This is a genomic window from Kangiella shandongensis (assembly GCF_020005365.1).
GTDB lineage: Bacteria > Pseudomonadota > Gammaproteobacteria > Enterobacterales > Kangiellaceae > Kangiella > Kangiella shandongensis.
This window is the reverse complement of record NZ_JACNML010000001.1, coordinates 135004-157695: the sequence shown is the minus strand read 5'-3', so window position 1 is coordinate 157695 and position 22692 is coordinate 135004. Positions and strand designations below refer to the sequence as shown.

Below are 22692 nucleotides of genomic sequence, written 5' to 3'. Positions count from 1 at the left end.
TATGTCGAGTCGAGTTAAGAGAAAGTATGTCCCTGATTTAAAAGAGTTTATGGCACTCTGTGCCAGTAACTATGCAAAACTCGCTCGTCTAATCAATTTAGCTGAGCTCGAGGTTGGGCAGGGCTTTGCTTTGCCCGTAGAAAAACAACCAGATTTACAGCTCTGCCTTAAACAGAAAAGTCAACATACTGCGACTTATGAGTTAAAGCAGGAGTCGTCTCAAATCAGTCTTCAGCGTAATTATTTGGTTCGTATGTACCATGATGCTAAGGTAGCCGAAGTATTGTCAGGGCTCAACAAAGGGATGCTGCCTCCAGTGTACCCCTATCCTAATAATAAAATGAAACAACCTGATGAAAAGATTCAATTGAACCGTTTTTTGTCAGAATGGTTAAATTTTTGTTTAGAATTTGGCCAACCTCACAGTTTCAATAGGACTCAATTGGTTTTTTTTGATTAGTGAACGCGAGATAATAATAAGTAAATAGAAAAGGGGTGCGTTTTGAACAAAGAGCAAACACGTCTTTTTATTGGGCGTCCCAACATGACTGTATTACATCTTTCCGATCCGCATCTCTTTGCCGATCGTGGTTCGACGTTGCTTGGAGTAAATACGAACGAAAGCCTGATGGCTGTCTTAGAAGATATTGATAATCGCAATATCCGTCCAGACTTGATAGTGGTTACTGGAGATATTTCACAAGACTATACTCCAGAGTCGTATCAAAACTTTATTCAGTACCTATCCCGTTACAACAAGCCCGTATTCAGCTTGGCGGGCAACCATGATGAGCGGCCTAAGCTCAAGCAGTATCTATCGACTTCCTTGTTCTCCACGGCTGAGCAGCTGATTACAGAGCATTGGCAAATGCTGATGTTAAATAGCCATGTTCCAGGTAAAGTTCATGGAGAAGTCAACCAGGACGAGTTGGCCTGGCTCGAAAAATGCCTGGATGAGAATAACGACTTACCTACGATGGTTTTCACACATCATCATCCTGTGCCCGTCGGTAGCATGTGGCTGGATAAGATTGGTATTGAAAACGGCCAGCAACTGGTTGAGCTATTATCACAGTACCCGCAAGTTCAGATGTGTGCCTTCGGCCATGTGCACCAATCATCGGCCATCGAGCATAAAACGGTCGATTATCGCTCTGTTCCGTCGACCTGTGTTCAGTTTAAAAAGCATTCTAAAGACTTCTCTGCAAGTGCGGAAAAACCGGGCTACAATATTTACCACTGTCGCAAAAATGGACAGATTGAGGTAGAAAGCTTCCGCGTTGATGATTATTTACCGTCGGTAAACCTGGCCATCTCCGGTTATTAACTGACGCAAACCTTAGCCGCCGAGTCTTCGGCTCAAGAGCTGATATTTTACTTGCACAAATAGATCCGCCTTTATAGGATAAGGCGTTATAACAATATTGCGTCTTTAAGACTCGACAATCACAAAACTACAAAGAATTTATGGCAAACAATCAATATACTGCTGATGATATTGAAGTCCTCAGCGGTTTAGATCCCGTTAAAAAGCGTCCCGGCATGTATACTGATACTTCGCGTCCTAACCACTTGGGGCAGGAAGTTATTGATAACAGTGTGGATGAAGCCTTGGCAGGTCATGCCAAAACCATCCTGGTGACGTTAAATAAAGATAACTCTCTGGAAATACAGGATGATGGTCGCGGTATGCCGGTGGATGTTCACCCTGAAGAAGGTGTTCCGGGCGTCGAGTTAATCATGAGTAAGCTGCACGCAGGTGGTAAGTTCTCTAACAAGAATTACCAGTTCTCAGGCGGTTTACATGGTGTGGGGATTTCCGTGGTCAATGCTTTGTCGACCCGTGTGGAAGTCAACGTCAAACGTGATGCCAAACAGTATTTTATGGCCTTTGAGAACGGCCTTAAGGTATCCGAGCTAGAAGTGGTCGGTGAGGTGGGTAAACGCAATACCGGGACATCAGTCAAGTTTTGGCCCGATCCTCAATATTTTGATAGCCCGAAATTTTCTATTTCAAAGCTAAAGCACCTACTCAAAGCAAAAGCCATACTATGCCCTGGTCTTAAGGTGGTATTCGATAACAAGAGCAGTGGTGAGAAAGATGAGTGGCACTACGAAGACGGGCTGACTGACTATTTACTAGAGCAGTCTGGAGACTTTGAAAAGCTGCCGGAAGAACCTTTTGTCGGCTCCTTGGCTGGCGACACAGAAGCCGTTGACTGGGCTTTTTTCTGGTTACCAGAAGGCGGAGAATGCCTGGCTGAAAGTTACGTTAACTTAATTCCGACACCACAAGGCGGAACTCATGTTAACGGTATGCGTAACGGGCTTTTAGAAGCCATGCGAGAGTTTTGTGAGTTCCGTAACTTATTGCCCAGAGGAGTGAAGTTAACCGCCGATGATGTCTGGGAGCGAATCAGTTATGTGCTATCGGTAAAACTCGATGATCCGCAGTTTTCCGGTCAAACCAAAGAACGCTTATCGTCCCGTCAGTGTGCAACTTTTGTCGCTGGAACGGTGAAAGATGCTTTCAGCTTATGGTTGAACCAAAACTCGGTTATCGGTGATGCATTAGCCGAAAAGGCTATCAGTAACGCCCATAAGCGAATGCGAGCGAGTAAGAAAGTGGTGCGTAAAAAGGTGACCCAGGGCCCTGCACTGCCGGGTAAACTGGCTGACTGTGTTGGCCAGGACAGCATGAGTAGCGAGCTGTTTTTAGTCGAGGGTGATTCGGCCGGTGGCTCAGCCAAGCAGGCGCGCGATAAGGAATATCAGGCGATTATGCCACTGCGCGGTAAGATCCTGAATACCTGGGAAGTGGAGCCAGAGCAAATTCTGGCGTCGCAGGAAGTGCATGATATTTCGGTCGCGATTGGTCTGGATCCAAATACTGATGACTTGTCTAAATTACGTTACGGCAAAATCTGCATTTTGGCGGATGCAGACTCGGATGGTTTACACATTGCAACCTTACTCTGCGCCCTATTCGTACGTCATTTCAGGCCTCTGGTTAAAGCCGGTCATGTCTATGTGGCGATGCCGCCGCTATACCGGGTGGATATTGGTAAAGAAGTTTTCTATGCGCTGGATGAAGACGAAAAGCAGGGTATTGTTGATCGTATTAAGGCTGAGAAAAAACGAGGGAAAATTCAGGTCACGCGTTTTAAAGGTCTGGGCGAGATGAACCCAAAGCAACTGCGTGAAACGACCATGGCGCCAGCTACCCGTCGCTTGGTTCAACTGACCCTCGAGAGCGGGGATAATTCAGAGCGAGTCATGGATATGCTGTTATCGAAAAAGCGCTCGGCAGACCGTAAAGACTGGTTACAAGAAAAAGGCAATAAAGCCGAAATCGAAGTATAGAAGAATAGTGAGTTAACGTGGAAGAAATAGATTACGAAGGTATTGAGAAGCGATCGCTAGCCGAATTTACAGAAGAGGCGTACTTAAATTATTCCATGTACGTCATCATGGATCGTGCTTTGCCGCATATCGGTGATGGTTTGAAGCCAGTGCAGCGCCGTATCGTGTATGCCATGAGCGAGCTGGGCTTAAAAGCAACGTCAAAGTATAAGAAGTCGGCGCGTACGGTGGGTGATGTCTTGGGTAAGTTCCATCCGCATGGTGATTCAGCCTGTTATGAAGCGATGGTTCTGATGGCGCAACCTTTCTCCTATCGTTATCCTTTAGTTGACGGGCAGGGCAACTGGGGAGCACCTGACGATCCAAAATCATTCGCGGCAATGCGATATACGGAATCCCGACTTGCGGCATACTCCGAAGTATTATTGAAAGAAGTTTCACAAGGCACGGTCGACTGGATCCCGAATTTTGATGGCACCATGCAGGAACCAAAGGTGTTACCGGCCCGCGTTCCGAATTTATTGCTGAATGGAACCACCGGCATTGCCGTAGGCATGGCTACCGATGTGCCGCCACACAACCTGACCGAAGTGGCTAATGCCTGTATACACATGCTGGATAATCCGAAAGCGACAGTTGAAGATTTGATGGAGCATGTCCAAGGGCCGGACTTTCCGACCGATGCTGAAATCATTACGTCGAAATCGGATATCCTGGAAATGTACCATAAAGGCCGTGGCTCGATTAGGATGCGCGCCTACTTTGAAAAAGAAGAGGGTGAGATTGTCATTACAGCGTTACCACACCAGGCTTCTGGTTCGAAAGTCCTGGAGCAAATTGCGAGCCAAATGCAGGCCAAGAAACTGCCCATGGTGAGTGACCTGCGCGATGAGTCGGATCATGAAAATCCTACACGCCTGGTGATTGTTCCTCGCTCCAATCGAGTGGATACCGACGAGTTAATGCGCCATCTGTTTGCGACAACGGATTTGGAAAAGACCTACCGTGTCAACATGAATATGATCGGTCTGGATGGCCGTCCTCAGGTGAAAAATCTGCAAGTGTTCATTAAAGAATGGCTGGATTATCGTCTGGAAACCGTGCGTCGTCGTTTGCAACACCGTTTAGACAAGGTGATGGATCGTCTGCATATTCTGGATGGCTTGCTGATTGCTTACCTCAATATTGATGAGGTCATTCATATTATTCGAACGGAAGATAAACCAAAGCCGAAGTTGATCGAACGCTTTAAACTATCGGATCGACAGGCAGAAGCCATTCTTGAGCTTAAGTTGCGTCATCTGGCTAAGCTTGAAGAAATGAAAATTAAAGGCGAGCAGGAAGAGCTGGAAGATGAAGCTGACTGGTTGCAATTAACGTTAGGCTCTAAGCAGCGTATGAAAACGGTGGTGAAAAAAGAGCTGAAAGAAGTCATCGACGAGCATGGTGATGAGCGTCGTTCGCCGATCGTTGAGCGAGATGAAGCCAAGGCGTTATCTGAAACTGCTCTGATACCTACGGAACCCGTTACTGTGGTCTTGTCAGAGAAAGGGTGGGTACGTTGCGCTAAGGGCCATGATGTGGATGCTGCTGGAATGAATTATCGTTCTGGTGACTCTTATCTCGATTCGTCTCAGGGCAAGAGTAATCAATATGCGGTATTTCTGGACTCGACTGGTAGAAGTTTTTCGCTACTGACAAATACGCTGCCTTCTGCCCGAGGTCTTGGCGAACCGGTAACTGGTCGAGTTAATCCTATTGCGGGCGCTGAGTTTTTAGCTACCATCATGGGAGAAGATGACGATAAGTTCCTGTTTGCCTCTGACGCCGGGTACGGCTTTGTAGCTAAGTTTAGCGACCTGGTGTCTAAAACGAAAAATGGTAAAGCCTTTTTAACGCTACCGTCAGGGGCCAAGGTGCTAAAGCCGAAACGGTTGCCTCAGGAAGGCGAGCTTTATTGCATCGCGGTTTCCAACGAGGGACGCATGCTGGTGTTTCCGCTGAAGGACTTGCCCGAGCTGGCAAAAGGTAAGGGAAATAAGATTATCAGCATACCAACTGCCAGAGCCAAGAGTCGCGAAGAGTTTGTGGTTTCGATCGCTGTGGTGACGGAGGGTGATAGTTTAGTGATTTACTCGGGAAAACGACACCTCACGTTAAAGCCAAAAGATTTGGAGCACTACCGAGGTGAGCGAGGCCGTCGAGGCAGTAAGCTGCCTCGTGGCTTCCAGCGGGTTGATTCTATGGCGGTTGAAACTAAGGCTTAATCGTCGCTAATAAAGCGAATCTGACGCTCAATCAGAGTTATCTGTTGGGCGTCGGGTTCGGGTAACTGACACAGCTCCACTATCTCTTTATCCTCTAATTCTATATCAATCGTTTTTTGAGCTGGCCAGGCTTCTTTTGAGCTTGATACTTTCAACGACTTTTCAAACCATATACCCGGCTCGATAATACTGAAAAAAGTTTGGCAAACATCCTGCCCAACGTCGAGCTCATGAAGAATAATTTTAGGTTCTAACTGAAGGTTCTTCAGACTTTGCTCTAAGGCATAGACAGGGTTTCTTCTTAATGGTGAGAAACTACTGTCTAAGCCGAGAATCAGTAAGTCACTGTTGAATTGGGTCGCAATAAGTCCATTTTGTGGCAGCCAGCGGCTGAGAATTCTTAACAGTTTATTGTTGGTTTGGTTATCCAGTTTTGTCCAGTCAGCCTTTATGATCAGCGAGCCATCAAAGTTGGCATCCTTACTTTGTTTTAGGTTTTGTTTTACCAATTGCTTCAGTAGCCTTGAGTTATCAGACTGGGCCAGTTTCTCGGCGTCAGTGGACTGGTGGTGCTGGTTTGTTTTTGGCGATGAGGTTAACCAGCGCTTGATATTTAACGCAATAAAGAAAAGTAACCAAACGCCTGCCCCTAGCAGCCAAATGACATTGCCCTGTAACCATACTTTATCTTGATCGGCAGTTAATTCTGATGATGGTAAAAAGTAGGCAATAAAATAACCATTATAATGATCGTCATAACTGATATTGGCTATGACTGGATCACTATGAGCTGTGGAGCTCTCACCTTCTTCATGTATTAATTCGCCGGTTCTTTGATATATTGCAACCTTTTGTATATTAGGGTGCTTTGACAGGCGCTGACCAATGTTACGGATAGCTTCAATATCACCATCTTCTATTAACTGGCCTAAGAATGAGGCCGTACTATCCGCCAACCCCTGGTTGTAAGTTACTGAGAAGCTATGCTGTTTATAATCAACGACTTTTTCATACCAGGAAGAAATCAAAAAGCATAGAGCGACAATCGCTAATGCTGAGGATATGAGTATCGGCAGGCGAATCGATTGAAGATAGGTTTTATTTTTACTGTTCTTATGGCTCACGAAGTTACATAGTGCGCTTATTTGTGGATAATATATCACAGATTATGTGGCAGAGAAGCACGACCCAGTTCGGCTTCGCAATGAATGTGGAAAAATGAAACAATACGAACACTATCGATGGTTACTCTTTTCGTTACAGCCCTTACCTTTGGAGAGGTTAGAGCTGTGGCTAAGAGAATCTCAGGAGTATTTGAACGAACTCGGGATTGTTGTTAAGCAGATTACAGAATGTGACGCCAGGCTACAACATTATAGCTCATGCAATGCGTTGATGATGACAACTGAAGAGCCAGATCATTTCCGTCGAGCGTTGTCTGAGTTAGCCCAGGAGTTACAGTGTGACTACTGTATTTTGGGGCAGGATTTCTACCTGGACAAGGTAGAGCTTGCAGTTTTTGATATGGACTCCACCTTGATCCCGATGGAGGTCATTGATGAGCTGGCTAAAGAAGCAGGTGTTGTGTCTCAGGTAGCAGCTATTACTGAGGCTGCAATGTTAGGGGAGCTGGACTTTAATCAAAGTTTTGAGAAAAGGCTGGCTTTGCTCCAGGGCATGCCGCAGGATGCGGTGGAAAAGGTCCTTGCTCGACTGTGTTTTAAGCCCGGGGTTGAGGACTTCCTTCGCTGGGTCATAAGTCAAGGGGCAGAGGTGGCTATTGCCTCAGGTGGTTTTGACGTCTTTGCTCGAGCGCTTTCTGAGTGGATCGACTTTAGTGAAGTTCGTTCCAATCAGCTAGACTTTGAGCAAGGGCGGTTAACGGGTCAAGCCTGCTATCCTATCGTTAACGGAACTGTTAAAGCGGAATCACTACTACAATGGCGGCAGGCCCGTCAGTTAAAGCCGCAGGCTACTATTGCCGTAGGCGATGGGGCTAATGACTTATTGATGCTTCAGGAGGCAGGATTTGGTATTGCCTATAAAGCAAAACCATTCCTGCGTGAGGGGGCGGACTGTGTGTTGCACTTCGCTGATATGAACGCCTTGCAGGATATTATCCTTACCGTTATGTCTGTCACTAACAAAAAAAGGCCCTGAATAACAGCAGGGCCTTTTTAACCGATGATTAGCATTCGTGTTAGAAGTCACTATCGGCAAAGTCATAATTGAGCTTAGGGATCGGTTTTGAAACATAGTTACCCATGACAAAATCAATACCTAGAGGCCATATCTGCGCTAATGTTGAAGCATCTTCTAAATTCGAGATAATGGTTTTGGCTTCTATATCTGCTGCGGCATCAATAACAGGCCGTACCTTTTCAGCACCCTCTTCTTTCAGTGTGTCGATAAAGCTTGGAGCAAAGGCCACGAACTGTGGTTTGATTGAACCTATCAGCTCACTATCTTCAATATCAATGCCTGACAGACAGAACGGCACTCCAGTTTTCTTAAGAGAGCTTTTCAGCTCAACCACTCTTTTCAGGTAAGTTTTAGCGATATGTCCTTTTAAAGTTAAGATAAGGTTTTCGCTATTAATACCGGCTGCAGAGACTAGTTTGTCTAACCAGCTCTCAAGATCCTCTCGCAATAAAGTATTTGGATTAAGCGCCAGGAATAACTTGTTATCGTTACCATTCGCTTGGTCTTTGGCCAATACTTTAAGGCTATGCTTTAGAGTGATTTTATCGATATCGGCATCAATTCCGATTTTTTCAAAAATTGGGAAAATATCTTCGCCCAGTCCCCAGCCGCCATCTTTGAGCTGATAGCGGAAGTAACACATGTACTGCTTTTTCGGGCTACCTTTTAGGCTCATCATAGGCTGATAGAACAGAGTCATCTTGCCTTCTTCACGAGCTAAGGTGAACTCTTCGTAAATTTTGCGCTCTTTTTCATTTAGCAGGCTGTCGATAGAAGGGTTGAATATCTGATATTTATTACCGCCTTCTTCCTGTAAGTTGTGAGCTACAGTTGTCGCATGAAGTAATAACTTGGTGGGCTCAACGTCATTGTCTTTACTTGGAACGCCACCGACGCTGAAGCTAACTTTTAGGGTCTGTCCAGAGACTTCAAATAATTGTTGCTCAATTTCTTGACACAGACGCTTAGGTAACTCTGTAGGTGCTTTTTCGGTATTGCTGAGTAGTATTGCGAAACTACTGTCGCTAATTCGTCCAATAACGTCGCTACTGTCCACATGATCACGCAACCAGTCGGCTGTATCTTTCAAGAGAACGTCACAATCGGCAATGCCAAATTTGCTTCGATAATCCATAAACTTGTCAATTTCTACAAGATAAAGCAGGGCTTCCTGCTTATTGCTTCGAGTCGTGAGTATGGTTTGCTCCAGATGTTCCATAAAGGCAGGGCGGTTTAATGCACCGGTCACCTGGTCAATCTGGCTGACTTCCTTAAGCTTTTTGATCAGTTCTTGTTGATCTCCAATATCCCGCACCAGCAGCTGGACACAGTCTTCATCATCGTAAATTGCAGAACTGATGATAAAGTCAGCTTCGAACTCTTCACCAGAAGCTGTTTTGCCTTTGAGTACTTCGCTAACTTCGGTTCCTTCCTGTGCCTGGCGTTTGAGGAGAGCTTTAATTTTATCTTTATCGTCGTCAGCAATGATGTCCATAATGGTCATAACGATAATCTCATCTTCTTCATAACCAAAACGTTTGGTATACGTTGGATTGGTATAAATGTGCATACCGTCATGAATATAAGCGATGGCGTCTTTTGAGCTGTCAAGAAGTAACTCGTTACGCTTATTGGTTTCGTAAACAATCTTATTCGCTTGCTCAAGAGACTGGAGACTATTTACCAGTTGTTGCTCTCGTTTGACCAATAATGCGAGCAGATCAAGTGATTTCGTCGGGATACAGTCTTTCAGGCCTTGCGCAATCGTCTCCAAGCGCTTTTCTTCGCTGTAGTGATTACTCAGTAGAATAGCCGGAACGGCATAAGGCTGGCTGCGCAGTTGTTTTAACGCTAACTTGATAGGTAGATTATCAAGCTCATCAATAAAAATAGCCTGCTGCCAGTGTTTGGTTTGTAGCGCGTCCTTTAGTTGCTCGCTATCTGAAATGACCTGATGGCGAATCGGCAGTCCCATATTTTTTAAATGGCTCGCCACCTGCTCGCTGTCATTAGGCGAGGAGGAAAAGATGATTGTATTAATCGGTGATTGTTTAACCTTTTCTTTCATCATTGCTATCTAGTCATTATTAATTATTCCCCAAGCCTACATTCTAAAGTGTTTCCTCGGGGGTTACTGTAACTGGCCCACAAATTCTACAATATTTCACGATTATGACAATCGTACGTAGGCTAAAACTGCTTTTGTTTCTGTCTGAACTGGAACTGGATGAAATTATCGGTTTCAATAACCTTCTTGTTAAGTTCTAATTTGAATTCATCGTCAGGAGTCATGATAGCAACGGTTTGTCCCGAGCGATATCCCAGCGGGGGCAAGATAATGGTTGCATCAATACCGACATTCGGCATCTCGGGTAGCAAGAGGCCATTGTGATGATAGGCTGGCTTTGCATAATCCCAATCTAGCGTCGCCCTTACCGGCGTTGGTTCCGGCGATATAATCTCAATGCCGATGAGGAATAGTGAATCTTTATGCCAACGATTCCAGCGAATCATGCCCAGGCTATACTGTTCCTGACGGTCTTTTAGGTTTTTGACGGTAATAAGCTCGTTGGCTTCGGCGTAGGACGAAGGAGCTTTATCAAATGCCAGGCAGAAACCAGCTGGGCTGGCATCACGCACGCTACCGGATGTCCATTGGTAGCGGGCTCTGGTCTTTATATTCTTAAATGGCTTATCTTCTTTGATATGTTGTTGATCTTCCTTGCTGATGGGTTTGTAGATAGAGGCGAAAGCATCCTTTTGCTGTTCACTACTGAGCCCCATCCCACTGGAGCGTGTTTTCCAGACAAAACTGTGCTGGCTATCACCTTCATCCTGGTCAAGCTGTAGTACTTCTGGTTCCAGTTCCATTGTTTTGTTTTTTTTCTGCCCAAAAAAACGCTCATGAACCTTTTTTCCTAATTTTTCGACCAGAAAGTGGTGAGAAGCTGCCAGTCCAATGCAAACTTCGGTGCTGGCTTGTGAGTTCATACGAATGAAGTTGCGGTTGAGCGTTTTGCTCCAGTGAGTAATCAGGTGCTCTGATAAATCGACATCTAACTCGAGCTGGGGGGGGGTCTTCTTAAAGCGGCTGAAAAAGCCTTCAGAATTACTTTTTAAGTTACGCTCCAAGGCTTTAACTGGTTGCTGTAAGTTAATACCAACTACCGTCAGTGACTCTTGTTCTACTGCATTGACTGGCTGTGGAGCTATATCGTTGTCAGGTAAAAAAGCAAATAAACAGCCCTGAGTGCCCTCAGGCTGCAGATCCGCCAGTTCGGCAAGTGCGTCCAGGCTGTTGTAAACTTCGTTTATTTCACCGTGTTTCAGCTGGTAAGGGTTGGATACCGGCAACATGAGATTGATCAGCAGTTGCTTTTTGATGGTGCCGAGTGATGCAGAGTCTTTTCTCAGCTTATGCTCGAGCAGATCGTACTTCTGGGCCAACTTATAGATAATGTTTTGTTGTACCCAGAGTTTGGAGCCAACGGTTTTATACAGCTGATAGCGCTGTAGTTGAATAAAGCCTTGAAACTGCAAACTGTTGGCACAAGCTGCAGGGAGTATGGTCTTCTGGTATTTCTCTATAGCTGCAGGATCGTCACAAATATCTTCGATTACCGTGTTAAAGCCGAAGACGGTTTCAGAGGCAATGGCATGCACCAGCTCTGAAGCTGACTGAAGTTTTTGAGAGTATTTTAATGGGCTGTGGATATATACCGTGGCCAAAGCGTTAAGAATGTTAAGACAAGACGGTTTGATCGCTTCTAGAATTTGTAAGCGGGTCTTGGGAGCCAACGAGGATTGGTTTAAATCATACAGATAGTGGAAAATTTTCGAGGCAGTTTCGCCCATATCCGCGACTGGTAGCATGTCTATCCAGTGCTTAGCTTCTTTTATCGATGAGGGTATATCAGGCACAGTCGAGTCATTCTGGACTCGAGTCGTTAGCCCCACAGTTCCTTGAGTAAGCGCCACTATCTTTCCCCGTATATTATGGCTGTTTAAGACTATCTTAGCGAAAAGTCACATGCGGTGCTAGTGGTTTGGGGCTTAACTTATTGATTATTATTGGCTAAATCAATCCAGGATTTGTGGGGCTTTCCAGCTTCTTCGCGGACTAATTTGGGTACCAGAAAACCGGCCAGTCGATACTGGAGTTGTTGCATAATATCAACGGCCACCGCTTCCTCGGTGTCAAAGTGATGTGAGCCCTTGACCTTGTCCAGTAAGTGCAGGTAATAAGGCAATATGTGGTTGTCGAATAGTTTTTCGCTCAAGTCGGCCAGAGTCTCGGCATTATCGTTGATATGCCTTAGTAACACTGTCTGGTTTAATAGGGTAATTCCGGTCTGGTGAAGACGCTGCATCGCTTTGCCCAACAATTCATCGATCTCATTGGGGTGATTGATATGTGTCACGAATACGCATTGCAGCCGACTTGAACTGAGCAGCTCAACTAATTTTGAGGTGATCCTTTGCGGAATAACCACGGGAAGGCGGCTGTGGATACGCAAGCGTTTAATGTGTTTTACAGTTTCTATTTGTTTGATAAATGCAGCTAGATAATCGTCATTGGCTATTAACGGATCGCCACCGCTGAGAATGACTTCGTTAATGTCTTCGTCTTGTTGCAAATAATTGATAATCGCTGTCCAGTCTCCTTTGCCCAGCTTGTTATCTGAGTAGGGAAACTCGCGGCGAAAGCAATAACGGCAATTGACGGCACAGGCGGTAGCCAGCATCACCAGTACTCGACTTTGGTATTTGTGCAGTAAGCCCGGTAACGTACTGTCATGTTCGCCTAAAGGATCCTCTACATAACCGTCGACTTCCTCTGCTTCTTGCGCCAGTGGCAATACCTGCAACAATAATGGATCATCAGGGTTACCGGCTTCCATACGATCAACGAACGGTTGAGGCACGCGCTGGCGAAATGGGTGATCGGGCAGAACCCGATAGGGCAGCTGCTCTGGAGCCAGTTCTAAGTGCTGCAGGAGGTTGTTTGGTGAAGAAAAAGCGCCAGAAAGCCACTTTTTCCACTCATTGTCCTGCCAATAAGAGTCATTTCGCGTTAAAATCTGCACGTTTTGAATCATAAATATATTCAGTATTAGAGGATTTCATGGGAACAATTACAACTAACGACCTACGCAATGGTACCAAAATCATGTTAGATGGCGAGCCTTGTACAGTGGTTGATAATCAATTTGTTCGTCCGGGTAAAGGCCAAGCCTTCAGTAAAACAAAGGTATTATACTTATTAACCGGGCGTACTGTTGAGAAAACTTTTAAGTCTGGCGAAAGTATCGAAACTGCTGATGTTATTGATACTGATATGGATTATATCTATAACGATGGAGAATTCTGGTATTTTATGGATCCGAATACTTTTGAGCAGGTCTCGGCAGATTCTAATGCCGTTGGGGATGCACAGTACTACCTGATTGAACAGGACAAGTGCCAGGTAACACTGTGGGATGGTCGTCCTATTGATGTTTCACCGCCAAACTTCGTTGTACTGGAAGTAACGGATACCGATCCTGGTTTACGTGGTGATACTTCCAGCGGTGGCTCTAAGCCAGCAACCATGCATACAGGTGCGGTCGTTAAAGTACCTTTGTTTGTGAATATTGGCGACAAACTGAAAATCGATACGCGTACCGGCGAATACGTTTCACGCGCCTAGCTTGTTAAAATATCCTTATGCTTTGTTATCAGGTTTGATTAGATGCTCATTTGCTAGAGCAAACTCCGCGTCTAATTAAACCGGATGCCTTGCCTAAGAATATTTTTCCTGCGCTAGGTGGTGGATTACATTCCGTGTTTCAAAAAGCAGTAAGTCTTGTCTAGCAAAAACTTTACTGAGCTAGCAAACGTAGGGTACCCAAAGGAACAGACCCTACCTTGTTATCGATATAGAGACCACCATGTCTGACTGGAAACCAACCGCTTCAATTGAAACCTTAAAGACTCGTGCTGAGCTGTTGGTACAGATCCGTCAGTTTTTTGCCGAGCGCGATATTCTTGAAGTTGAGACGCCACTTCTAAGTCATCATGGTGTGACGGATCGATATATGAAGTCGTTTCAGGTAGACGGCTTTGCGGGCGGCGTAGGCTTTTTGCAGACGTCGCCGGAGTACGCCATGAAGCGTCTGTTGGCAGCGGGTTCCGGCTCCATTTTCCAAATTTGTAAGTCCTTCCGTCAAGATGAGTTGGGTCAGCGGCATAATCCTGAGTTCACGATGCTCGAGTGGTATTGCGAAGGATTTGACCATCATCAATTGATGGAGCAGGTGTTTGAATTGTTGGAGGCATTAGCGCAAACGCAAGGCTTTTCGGTTGCTTTGAATAAAAGAAATTACACCGAAGTGTTTACTCACTATTTGAATATTAACCCTTTGTCGATAAGCGACTCTGAACTGGTAGAGTTGGCTGGAAACTTATTGGGCGATCTACCTTCGGAGCTGGAGCGTGATGATTATCTGGTGCTGTTGTTTGAGGATCGGATTGAGCCACTGCTCGGTCAGAATGGTGACATTGATTGTATTTACGATTACCCGGCGAGTCAGGCGGCATTGGCGCGTTTAAATCCTGATAATCCTGAAGTGGCTTGCCGTTTTGAGGTCTATTGGCAAGGTGTTGAGTTAGCCAATGGGTTTTATGAATTATCCGATGCCGCAGAGCAGCGTCGACGCTTTGAGGCGGATAACCAGTGGCGGGTGTCTCAGGGGTTGCCTCGGATGACTATCGATCAGCACCTGATTGCTGCATTAGAGCGCGGCCTCCCTGACTGCTCGGGAGTCGCACTTGGCGTTGATCGACTTTTAATGATTCTGCTTCAAGCAAACACACTGCAGGATGTTATCGCCTTTTCAGCGGACAGGGCTTGAATTACTAGGCCGCTGAGGGCGTTTTGTCTAATGGTATATCCGTTTCTCGTTGAACAGCTTGTACAATTTTGTTAAAAGTCCTGTCGTCGGTAGAGGCAACAAAGCGCCGACCATCCTTCAGTTTAGCCATAAAGAATGTTTGATCACGCTTGGCATTTTTTATGAACTCTTTGGTGCTATCACTGATATCTAAAAGCAGTAGGAGTTTTTCAGTGGCATTATTCAGAGCTGTGATTTGATTGGCTGCTACGGTCTCACATAAATAGTGATTCTCGTCTCCAGGTAGCGTGAAGTTTCGGATAGTGAAACGTCCAGCGCCGACAGGGAAGTCTCCAGCTAATATGGTCAATTTCGACATATATCTTACCTCATTGATTCCCCAGTTTTTGGTATTATGGTTCTTCGATATAAGATGTATTTTAGAACCATGTTTACAGTATTAGGGATCGTCAGGAGACCGTCAATTTTTTTGACACTCTTAAACGAAGAGTTGGGACAGAGTTGTTGTTTTTTGCAAATTTGACTTGTTTGTTCAGCTAACTTGTTGAGCTGAAATAGATTTTAGCATCGGTGCCAATGCTCGTGGACCTCTGAAGTTTCTGATCCTGCCCGTTACGCACGATTACCGAGATAAGAGGCCGGGGTTAGAGATAACTCTTCCAGGCTATTCTTTATTTTGTCGTAAGTCGCTTGATCCGTTTCCGCGATAAATCGTCTTTGATCGGCTAATCTGACCATAAAAAATACATCATCTTCGTCGGCAATACGAATTTTTTCTTCCAGCTCCAAGTGGATTTCTTCGGTTAACTCGGGATCTTTATTGAGTAAGAGAGCCATTTTCGGAGTGGCTTCGTTAAGAAACTCAACTTGTGTGATACACACAGTCTCGCAAAGGTAATGTTCTTCATCACCGGGCAATGTGAAGTTGCGGAAAGTGAAATGACCCGTCCCTCGTGGAAAGTCGCCTGCTAAAATTGTAACTGTCGACATAATTCTCCTTTCAAAGCGCCTGCTTGGGGTCGCTTTATGCCTATTTCGATCGTTACTCTGCTAAGAGCGCGTTTCCTTTCCAGCTATATTTTTAGAAGTGTATCGTTCTTTTTATACTATATTGTCTTTAGTGATACGTTAAATTGGTGCATTTTTCAAGTGATATCACCGATTCACACCCGGTTTGGATATAATTAGTCGGTATTCAGCCATTGATTAACTAAGGTACGTGAAATGGAATATTTAAAAGGTAGCACGAGCTTACCGTTTTCACTCTCTCGTCTTACTTCTTCTCTGGTAAACCATCGTGCATGCTCCAGTTCTTTATCCAGCAGCTTAACTGTGTCATGGTTTGCTTCCGCGGTAAATCCCACCATTAACGATTGAGGGAACGGCCATGGCTGGGATTGGTAATACTGGATGTTGCTGAGAGGTAAGCCCGTCTCTTCATAGGCTTCACGAGCAACAGCTTGTTCCAGGGTTTCACCTGGCTCAACAAAGCCGGCAATAACTGAATACAGGTGTTCCGGCCAATTCTTCTGACGTCCCAGCAACAGTCTATCCTGGTGGGTGATGGCGCAAATAACTGCGCTGTCAGTTCGTGGAAAATGCTCTGTTTCACATTGCGGATTGGAGCAGGTACGAACAAAGCCGGACTGGGTGGCATAAGTGGCATGGCCGCAGACACCGCAGTACTGATGGGTGTTATGCCAGTGCTCCAAAGCCACTGCTACATTGCACAGATGTGCCTGATTAGGTGAAAGGTGTTTAAATAATTGGCGCAGATCGGTCAGGACTACATTGTTATGTCGGGCGACCGCTGCAAAACCTTCCACCAGTGCTTTCGATTTTAAACGAAAGGTAAAATAGTGTTGCTGCTCCATCTCGCCCAGGTAAATCAAATGCTTTGTTTCGATATTTGAAATAACGGATTCCAGCTCTCCTTGTTTTAACAATAAAGGCTGCATTTTTCCGTCTGCGTCTTCAATGCTGAGGATAGACTGGCGAATCACGGGTAAAAAGCGTGTATTCGCCTGTTGTAAGCACCGTCGAATAAATTGTGAGGTGTGTCGGTTATGGCCGTGGCGGTTTAATGGATTGGTTTGGAAGGTAAACATAACGAGCTTACATACCTTTTGTATTTTTTAGAGCCAATACAGTACCACTAGCAATGTGCCAATGGATAGTATCAACCACAAAATGATTCCTAGTAACATTGCTTTGAAGGGGATGGCTTTTATGGCCTGTTTATTTAAGCTGGTGCCCATCCATAACAAACTCATGGCAAACAGGTTTTTGGCTGCTGGCTGAATATAGTTGGTCAATGGCGACATATCAAGCCAACTTCCAAGGCTACTGGCTAATAAGAAGAAAATGATAAAAAGCGGGATATTCAGTCGCCACTTTCCTGAATGAGCCACAATGGAGGCAATAAGCGCCACTGGGATAATCCACAGAGCTCGAGCCAGTTTGGTCGTTGTCGCAACTTCTAATGCCTGCTTGCCATAGTCGGCGGCGGCACCGACCACGCTGCTGGTATCGTGGATGCCTAACGCTGCCCAGACGCCGAACTGTTTTTGCCCCAGTTCGAGCCAGTGCCCTATTGCAGGGTAGGTAAACAGGGCTACGGCGTTGAGTAAAAACACGATTGCCAGCGATATCACCATTTGCTGCTGGTTGGCTTTGATGGATGAGCCAACTGCTGCAATAGCACTGCCGCCGCATATGGCTGTACCGGAGCTGATCAGCCAGTTCTGTTTATTATCGGTTTTCAGCAGCTTACCCAGAAGCAGGCCCAGCACAATTGCTCCACCGATAACCAGAACCGTGAGCCAGAAGTTTCCGCCGGCGTTAGACACCAGTTCATCGAAAGGTAGGGTGAAGCCAAGTAAGACAATGGCGACTTTTAATAGTAGTCCTGCCCAGGAGCCAAGCGGCAAAGAATGGCTTCCGGCAAAAAACCACCCCCAGATCAGCCCAAGCGCCAACGCATAGCTTGCTTTAAGCAAACCGGCAATACATAAAATGGATAATAAGATCAGTAAAGAGTTAGCAACAAGCTCAAACTTTTTATTGCTATCCAGGGCCATGGGTTATATTAGAAAGTCTTAAACTTTGGCGCACAGTGTACTCGGGTTGAGATTAATCTGCATCTCTTTTTGCTTTCTGCATAAAAATAATACAAAAAAGTGCTTTACTGATTAGGTGTTGTATGTAAGTATAACACCATAATCGGTATGGCAGTGATGGTGAAACCAGTCATATTGAATCGAAACTAGCCTACAGAATGACTTATAAGTCAGTGGCTTACAAAGGTACTAAGAGTATGCAAATACAGTGGGATGACTCACAGCCAATTTATCTCCAGCTTAGGGATCGTGTCCAGAACATGATTCTGGAAGGCAATTTAGCAGAAGGGGAGGCTTTACCATCGGTCAGAACGGTATCAGCTGAGTATCAGTTAAACCCGATAACCGTATCGAAAGCTTACCAGTTGTTAGTGGATGATCAGTTGGCAGAGAAAAAACGAGGACTGGGTATGTTTGTGGTGGAAGGTGCAAAAGATAAGTTATTGCAGCAGGAGAGAGAAATGTTCTTAACGACAGAGTTGCCTGCACTGATAAGAAAATTGAAAAGGCTCAACATAACAAAAGAACAATTCATGGAAGCCTTTGATAAGGAGGAATCGGATCATGGCTAATGTCATTTCAGCAAAACAGCTCAACAAGTTTTACGGCGACTTTCAGGCGCTTAATGATGTTAGCTTTGATGTGAAAAAAGGTAGTATCTTGGGACTGATTGGTCCTAATGGGGCCGGTAAGACGACGTTGTTAAAAGCGCTACTTGGTTTGACCAACTATTCCGGCGATCTGAAGGTATTAGGGCTGGATCCACATACGCAGCGCGATGAGTTGATGAAACGAGTATGTTTTGTGGCGGATGTAGCGGTATTGCCGCGCTGGATCAAAGTGGAGCAGGCGATTGAATTTGTGGAGGGAGTCCACCCTAAGTTTAATCGTGAGCTTTGTGAGAAGTATTTATCTGAAACCAAGATTAAACGTGAGAGTAAAGTGAAGTCATTGTCCAAAGGCATGGTCGCTCAATTGCACCTGGCTTTGATTATGGCGATTGATGCAGACTTACTGATTCTCGACGAACCGACCCTTGGCTTGGACATTCTCTATCGTAAATCCTTTTATGAAACGTTGCTGAACGATTACTTTGACGGTGAGCGAACCATTCTTATCACGACGCATCAGGTAGAAGAGATCGAGCATATTTTAAGCGATCTGGTATTTATTCAGGATGGTCGCATTGTGCTTGATGACAGCATGGAAGAAGTTGCTCAGTCTTACTTCGAAGTGATGGTTGAGAAAGAGTTTGAAGAAGCAGCATTGGCACTTAAACCGATGAATGTTCGTGACGTATTTGGACAGAAGGTCTGCTTATTCAATGGTGTTGAGCGAGCACAGTTGGAAGAAATGGGTAAGGTAAGAAAGCCAAGCGTTGCCGACCTGTTCGTGGCGAAGATGAAAGGGGAGGTAGCATGAATACATTTGGAACATTGCTGAAACGTGAGTTTTGGGAAAACAAAACGGGGTTCTACTGGGTTCCTCTGGTTATTACGGGCATATCATTATTTACTGCCATACTTGGTTTGATTATTGTATCGAACGGCAATATTGAAACCGTTAATTATGGTTCGCACGATTTGAGCAGCTTGTTCAAACTGTACGATGTCACGGTGGATAATGATATTAAGGCATTTGCTACCCAGAGTGCGCTCTACTCAGCGATATATAGCTATTATATAGTGCTTGGCATCGTCGGCTTCTTTTATTGTCTGGGTTCACTTTACGACGATCGTAAGGATAAGAGTATTCTGTTCTGGAAGTCGATGCCAATTTCTGATACCCAGACCGTCTTATCCAAAGTTGTTGCAGTGGCAGTTATCGCGCCCTTTATATACTGGCTGGTGATTATCGCGACAAACTTTGTCATGTTAATTATTGCAACAATTTTTGCCTGGGTATCTGACGTTAACGCCTGGTCAACGCTATGGGCGAACTCGGGTTTCATTAAGGTGTCGCTATACCAGTTGGCTGCCATCTATATGGCGATGTTATGGGCGATACCATTTATCGGCTATTTGTTGCTGGTGTCCAGCTGGACCAAGAAGGTGCCATTTTTGGTTGCAACGGTACCGCCAGTATTGGTTATTATCGCTGAAGGGATGATCTTTAAAACGGGCCACGTCTTAAGCTTCCTTGGTGAAAAATTATTTGGTGTGGTGCAGGCGCTGATGGCCCCATTTAACGCTCTGGCAAGAGAATTCTCACAAAAGCGGGCAGAGGTCGATGATGATCTATCGTTCATAGCTGACGAATTAGAGTTCATGAGTTTTGGTGGTCAGCTGAGTGATACCGGGTTCTGGGTGGGTATCGTACTGGGTGTCATCATGATTGGTGCCGCTATTTATATCCGTCGCTTTAGAGATGAAGCATTTTAATTGAGTGCAGTTAACGTAAATTTAAGGAGGCACTTATGACCTACAACAGGAAATCGAGTAAACGGATTAGCCGAATCTGTTTATACATTGCTCTGGCGGCTATTGGTTATACCATCGCGGCGAAGCTGGATCGAGTACAGCCAGAAGTCGGCTTACTGAATACTCTGGAAACGGTGCAAACTATTCATCATGGCGTAAAAAACCTTTTTGTGAGTCAGGTTGATTAGTTTCTGACCTTCATCAGGTTATCGTGAGCAACCAGCTAAGTTTACCTATCAGGCTTGGCTGGTTTTTTGTATCTGGGTATTGCATCTCCCTTAGCGGCTAACAGAGTTGTAGAGAGGGCATATATTGCTTTGATTTTCCGCAAAAAGTTGCATTTAGCCATCTAAATCCGTCTCTCCGTTATATTTCTTGCTAAAAAGTGGACATTATTGATAGTATGCAGTTTAGCAAGTGGTATGACGTCTTGGAAAAGCCGCTTCCGGAATAATGTAATAAACAGCTAATTCCTGTCGATGGGGGAAGGAATTGTATGAAAAGAAATAAACCAATAATGACCTTGTCAAAGATTGCAGCGGGTGTCTCTTTGGCTGTTGCTGCTACTGCATCGAACGCTGTCAGTTGGGAAAGTGAAAGCTTTGAATTTAGCTTTGACTCCACCATCTCAGTCGGTGGGAGCATGCGTGTTGAAGAGCGTGACCGCAATCTAGTCGGTAAAGCTAACCTGTATCAACTGGAAACTGGCATGCCAGTTACCTCTCTTTATGGATCAGGTACCGTGCCTGATGGCGCCTGGTCGAACAACTCAGACGATGGCAACCTGAACTTTGACAAAGGGGACTTCTTCTCTCAAGTTATCAAAGGGACTCACGAATTAGATATCCGCCATGAAGACGGTGATTATGGTTTGTTTGCCCGTGGCTTGTGGTACTACGATCGCGTTTTAATGGATAAAGAACTCCGTTTCCGTGACCTCGACACCTATCCTGCAGGAGCTTATGCTGCTGGTGAAACAACAGTCCGTAAAGAACAGGGTTATGATGCACGCATGTTAGACGTGTATGCCTGGGCAACCTGGGACCTGAGTGACTATAGCGTTATGCAAGTACGTTTAGGTGAGCAGGTGGTCAGCTGGGGCGAAAGTACCTTTATTCAACACAGTCTATCAGAAGCCAATGCCGTTGATTTAAGAACTTTGCGTAACCCAGGAGCCGAGCTGAAAGAAGCATTTATTCCATCCAGCATGCTGTGGGCATCGGGTGAGTGGATTAGCGATAGCGGCAGCAGCTTTACTCTTGAAGGTTTCTATCAGTTTGAGTGGGAGCCTGTTCGTACCGATGAACCTGGTACTTATTTTGCCACACGTGACTTCTTAGGCCTGAAGGGCTCCGAAGTACATTTGGGCTTTGCACAATTCCCGGAAGGGCAGCCAGGAACGGTTGCTATCAGAAGGGACACACGTCCAGCCGATGATAACGGTCAATACGGTGTTAAATTAGGCTACTTTTCTGAAATGGGAACCGAGTGGGGTTTCTATTACATGAATTACCACAACCGTCGTCCAATTATCTCTGCTAACGCAGCCGATCAAACTGGTACGGTATTTGGCTTCCTGGAGTATCCGGAAGACGTCCAAATGCTGGGGGTTAGTGTGAATACGGCGACTGATGGTGGTGTTTCGGTTGCGGGTGAAATTTCATACCGTATCGATGAGCCGCTGCAGGTTGATGATGTTGAGCTGCTATTTGCAACTCTGGAACCTATCGGCCAAATTCCAAGCGGTACCAGCCAGGTGGCGAATGGTGTCGGTCTGGGTGAAGAAATTTCAGGTTACCGTCTGCATGATACTATTCAGGCACAAATGACACTGACCAACCTGTTGGGTTCTGTATGGGGCTCCGATCAAACGGTCTTCTTAGTCGAAGTGGGCATGAATCAGATCTTGAATATGCCTGAGGAAAATGAGTTGCGCTATGAAGCCGAGGGTACTTTCCGTTCAGGTAACCCGGCTCGTGCCGTTGACGCCAATGGTAACGGTACTGTTGGAGGTTTATTTGAACTGGCTCCTCCTGGCAGCACGCCTTGTGGCTTTACTAACCCGGCTACAGGTAATCGTGTAACGACCGAATGTGAAGGCATGACAGATGGCTTTGCCACCGACTTCTCATGGGGTTATCGCGTTGCCATGCGTTGGGAGTATAACGATGTCTTTAGTGGCTGGAATATGAAGCCTCGTGTGGTTTTCCAGCATGATGTCAAGGGTAATACACCAGCTCCGATTTCGAACTTCCTCGAAGATCGCCAGTCTATCGCTCTAGGTACAAGTTTTGACTACCAAAGCCGTTGGAAAGTCGACTTTGCTTACAATGTATTTATGGGTGCCGAAGACAAAAACTTAATCTCAGATCGTGATTATGTCTCTCTGGCACTAAGTTACTCATTCTAATAAAAGGGTATTAACAGT

Annotated in this window: 20 protein-coding genes; 12 read left to right on the top strand and 8 right to left on the bottom strand. The window is 45.4% G+C overall.

Going from position 1 to position 22692, the window contains the following annotated elements:
• Position 1: 1 nt before the first annotated feature.
• From H7708_RS00665 to parC, 4 genes are all read left to right on the top strand, one after another.
• Complete coding sequence (locus H7708_RS00665) at positions 2–460, top strand: DUF1249 domain-containing protein (RefSeq protein WP_223668535.1); 459 nt, start codon at positions 2–4, stop codon at positions 458–460.
• 42 nt (positions 461–502) lie between these two features.
• Positions 503–1327, top strand: coding sequence for a 3',5'-cyclic-AMP phosphodiesterase (cpdA, locus tag H7708_RS00660; RefSeq protein WP_223668534.1), 825 nt, complete (start codon positions 503–505; stop codon positions 1325–1327).
• A gap of 140 nt (positions 1328–1467) precedes the next feature.
• Complete coding sequence (parE, locus tag H7708_RS00655) at positions 1468–3363, top strand: DNA topoisomerase IV subunit B (protein WP_223668533.1); 1896 nt, start codon at positions 1468–1470, stop codon at positions 3361–3363.
• Between the two features lie 26 nt (positions 3364–3389).
• The gene (parC, locus tag H7708_RS00650) at positions 3390–5630 is read left to right on the top strand and encodes a DNA topoisomerase IV subunit A (RefSeq protein WP_223668780.1); all 2241 of its coding nucleotides are present in this window, start codon (positions 3390–3392) and stop codon (positions 5628–5630) included.
• On the opposite strand, the gene H7708_RS00645 is transcribed toward parC, so the two are convergent.
• Positions 5627–6754: a hypothetical protein gene (locus H7708_RS00645; protein WP_223668532.1), complete on the bottom strand. Its 1128-nt coding sequence runs from the start codon at positions 6752–6754 to the stop codon at positions 5627–5629. The genes parC and H7708_RS00645 overlap by 4 nt on opposite strands.
• A 94-nt stretch (positions 6755–6848) precedes the next feature.
• Here H7708_RS00645 and serB point away from each other — a divergent pair, with 94 nt between their 5' ends.
• Positions 6849–7790 (top strand): phosphoserine phosphatase SerB, encoded by a 942-nt coding sequence (serB, locus tag H7708_RS00640; RefSeq protein WP_223668531.1) that lies wholly within the window; start codon positions 6849–6851, stop codon positions 7788–7790.
• A gap of 40 nt (positions 7791–7830) precedes the next feature.
• On the opposite strand, the gene H7708_RS00635 is transcribed toward serB, so the two are convergent.
• From H7708_RS00635 to epmB, 3 genes are all read right to left on the bottom strand, one after another.
• Entirely contained in the window at positions 7831–9903 is a 2073-nt protein-coding gene (locus H7708_RS00635) for an EAL domain-containing protein (protein WP_223668530.1), read from the bottom strand.
• Positions 9904–10022: 119 nt separating this feature from the next.
• A complete protein-coding gene (locus H7708_RS00630; RefSeq protein ID WP_223668529.1) occupies positions 10023–11810 on the bottom strand; it encodes a hypothetical protein in 1788 nt (595 codons plus the stop codon).
• An 80-nt stretch (positions 11811–11890) separates the two neighbouring features.
• Positions 11891–12931 carry an EF-P beta-lysylation protein EpmB gene (gene epmB / locus H7708_RS00625; protein WP_223668528.1) on the bottom strand — a complete coding sequence of 347 codons (1041 nt, stop codon included), beginning with the start codon at positions 12929–12931 and terminating at the stop codon, positions 11891–11893.
• 26 nt (positions 12932–12957) lie between these two features.
• Here epmB and efp point away from each other — a divergent pair, with 26 nt between their 5' ends.
• Both efp and epmA read left to right on the top strand, forming a co-directional pair.
• Positions 12958–13521 carry an elongation factor P gene (efp, locus tag H7708_RS00620; RefSeq protein ID WP_223668527.1) on the top strand — a complete coding sequence of 188 codons (564 nt, stop codon included), beginning with the start codon at positions 12958–12960 and terminating at the stop codon, positions 13519–13521.
• Between the two features lie 241 nt (positions 13522–13762).
• Entirely contained in the window at positions 13763–14725 is a 963-nt protein-coding gene (gene epmA, locus H7708_RS00615) for an EF-P lysine aminoacylase EpmA (protein ID WP_223668526.1), read from the top strand.
• Positions 14726–14729: 4 nt separating this feature from the next.
• Here the strand turns inward: epmA and H7708_RS00610 are convergent, their stop codons facing one another.
• From H7708_RS00610 to H7708_RS00595, 4 genes are all read right to left on the bottom strand, one after another.
• Positions 14730–15083, bottom strand: coding sequence for a hypothetical protein (locus H7708_RS00610; protein WP_223668525.1), 354 nt, complete (start codon positions 15081–15083; stop codon positions 14730–14732).
• Positions 15084–15337: 254 nt separating this feature from the next.
• On the bottom strand, positions 15338–15715 hold the full coding sequence (locus H7708_RS00605) for a hypothetical protein (protein ID WP_223668524.1): 378 nt from the start codon (positions 15713–15715) through the stop codon (positions 15338–15340).
• A 194-nt stretch (positions 15716–15909) separates the two neighbouring features.
• On the bottom strand, positions 15910–16833 hold the full coding sequence (nudC, locus tag H7708_RS00600; RefSeq protein ID WP_223668523.1) for an NAD(+) diphosphatase: 924 nt from the start codon (positions 16831–16833) through the stop codon (positions 15910–15912).
• Positions 16834–16860: 27 nt separating this feature from the next.
• Positions 16861–17805 (bottom strand): YeiH family protein, encoded by a 945-nt coding sequence (locus H7708_RS00595; RefSeq protein WP_223668522.1) that lies wholly within the window; start codon positions 17803–17805, stop codon positions 16861–16863.
• Between the two features lie 236 nt (positions 17806–18041).
• Here H7708_RS00595 and H7708_RS00590 point away from each other — a divergent pair, with 236 nt between their 5' ends.
• From H7708_RS00590 to H7708_RS00570, 5 genes are all read left to right on the top strand, one after another.
• On the top strand, positions 18042–18416 hold the full coding sequence (locus H7708_RS00590; RefSeq protein WP_223668521.1) for a GntR family transcriptional regulator: 375 nt from the start codon (positions 18042–18044) through the stop codon (positions 18414–18416).
• Positions 18409–19266, top strand: coding sequence for an ABC transporter ATP-binding protein (locus tag H7708_RS00585; protein WP_223668520.1), 858 nt, complete (start codon positions 18409–18411; stop codon positions 19264–19266). The genes H7708_RS00590 and H7708_RS00585 overlap by 8 nt, the downstream gene beginning before the upstream one ends.
• Positions 19263–20225, top strand: a complete 963-nt coding sequence (locus tag H7708_RS00580) for a hypothetical protein (RefSeq protein WP_223668519.1) — start codon at positions 19263–19265, stop codon at positions 20223–20225. Before H7708_RS00585 ends, H7708_RS00580 begins: the two co-directional genes overlap by 4 nt.
• 35 nt (positions 20226–20260) lie before the next feature.
• Positions 20261–20452 (top strand): hypothetical protein, encoded by a 192-nt coding sequence (locus tag H7708_RS00575; protein WP_223668518.1) that lies wholly within the window; start codon positions 20261–20263, stop codon positions 20450–20452.
• 308 nt (positions 20453–20760) lie between these two features.
• Positions 20761–22674: a DUF1302 domain-containing protein gene (locus H7708_RS00570; protein WP_223668517.1), complete on the top strand. Its 1914-nt coding sequence runs from the start codon at positions 20761–20763 to the stop codon at positions 22672–22674.
• Positions 22675–22692 lie beyond the last annotated feature (18 nt).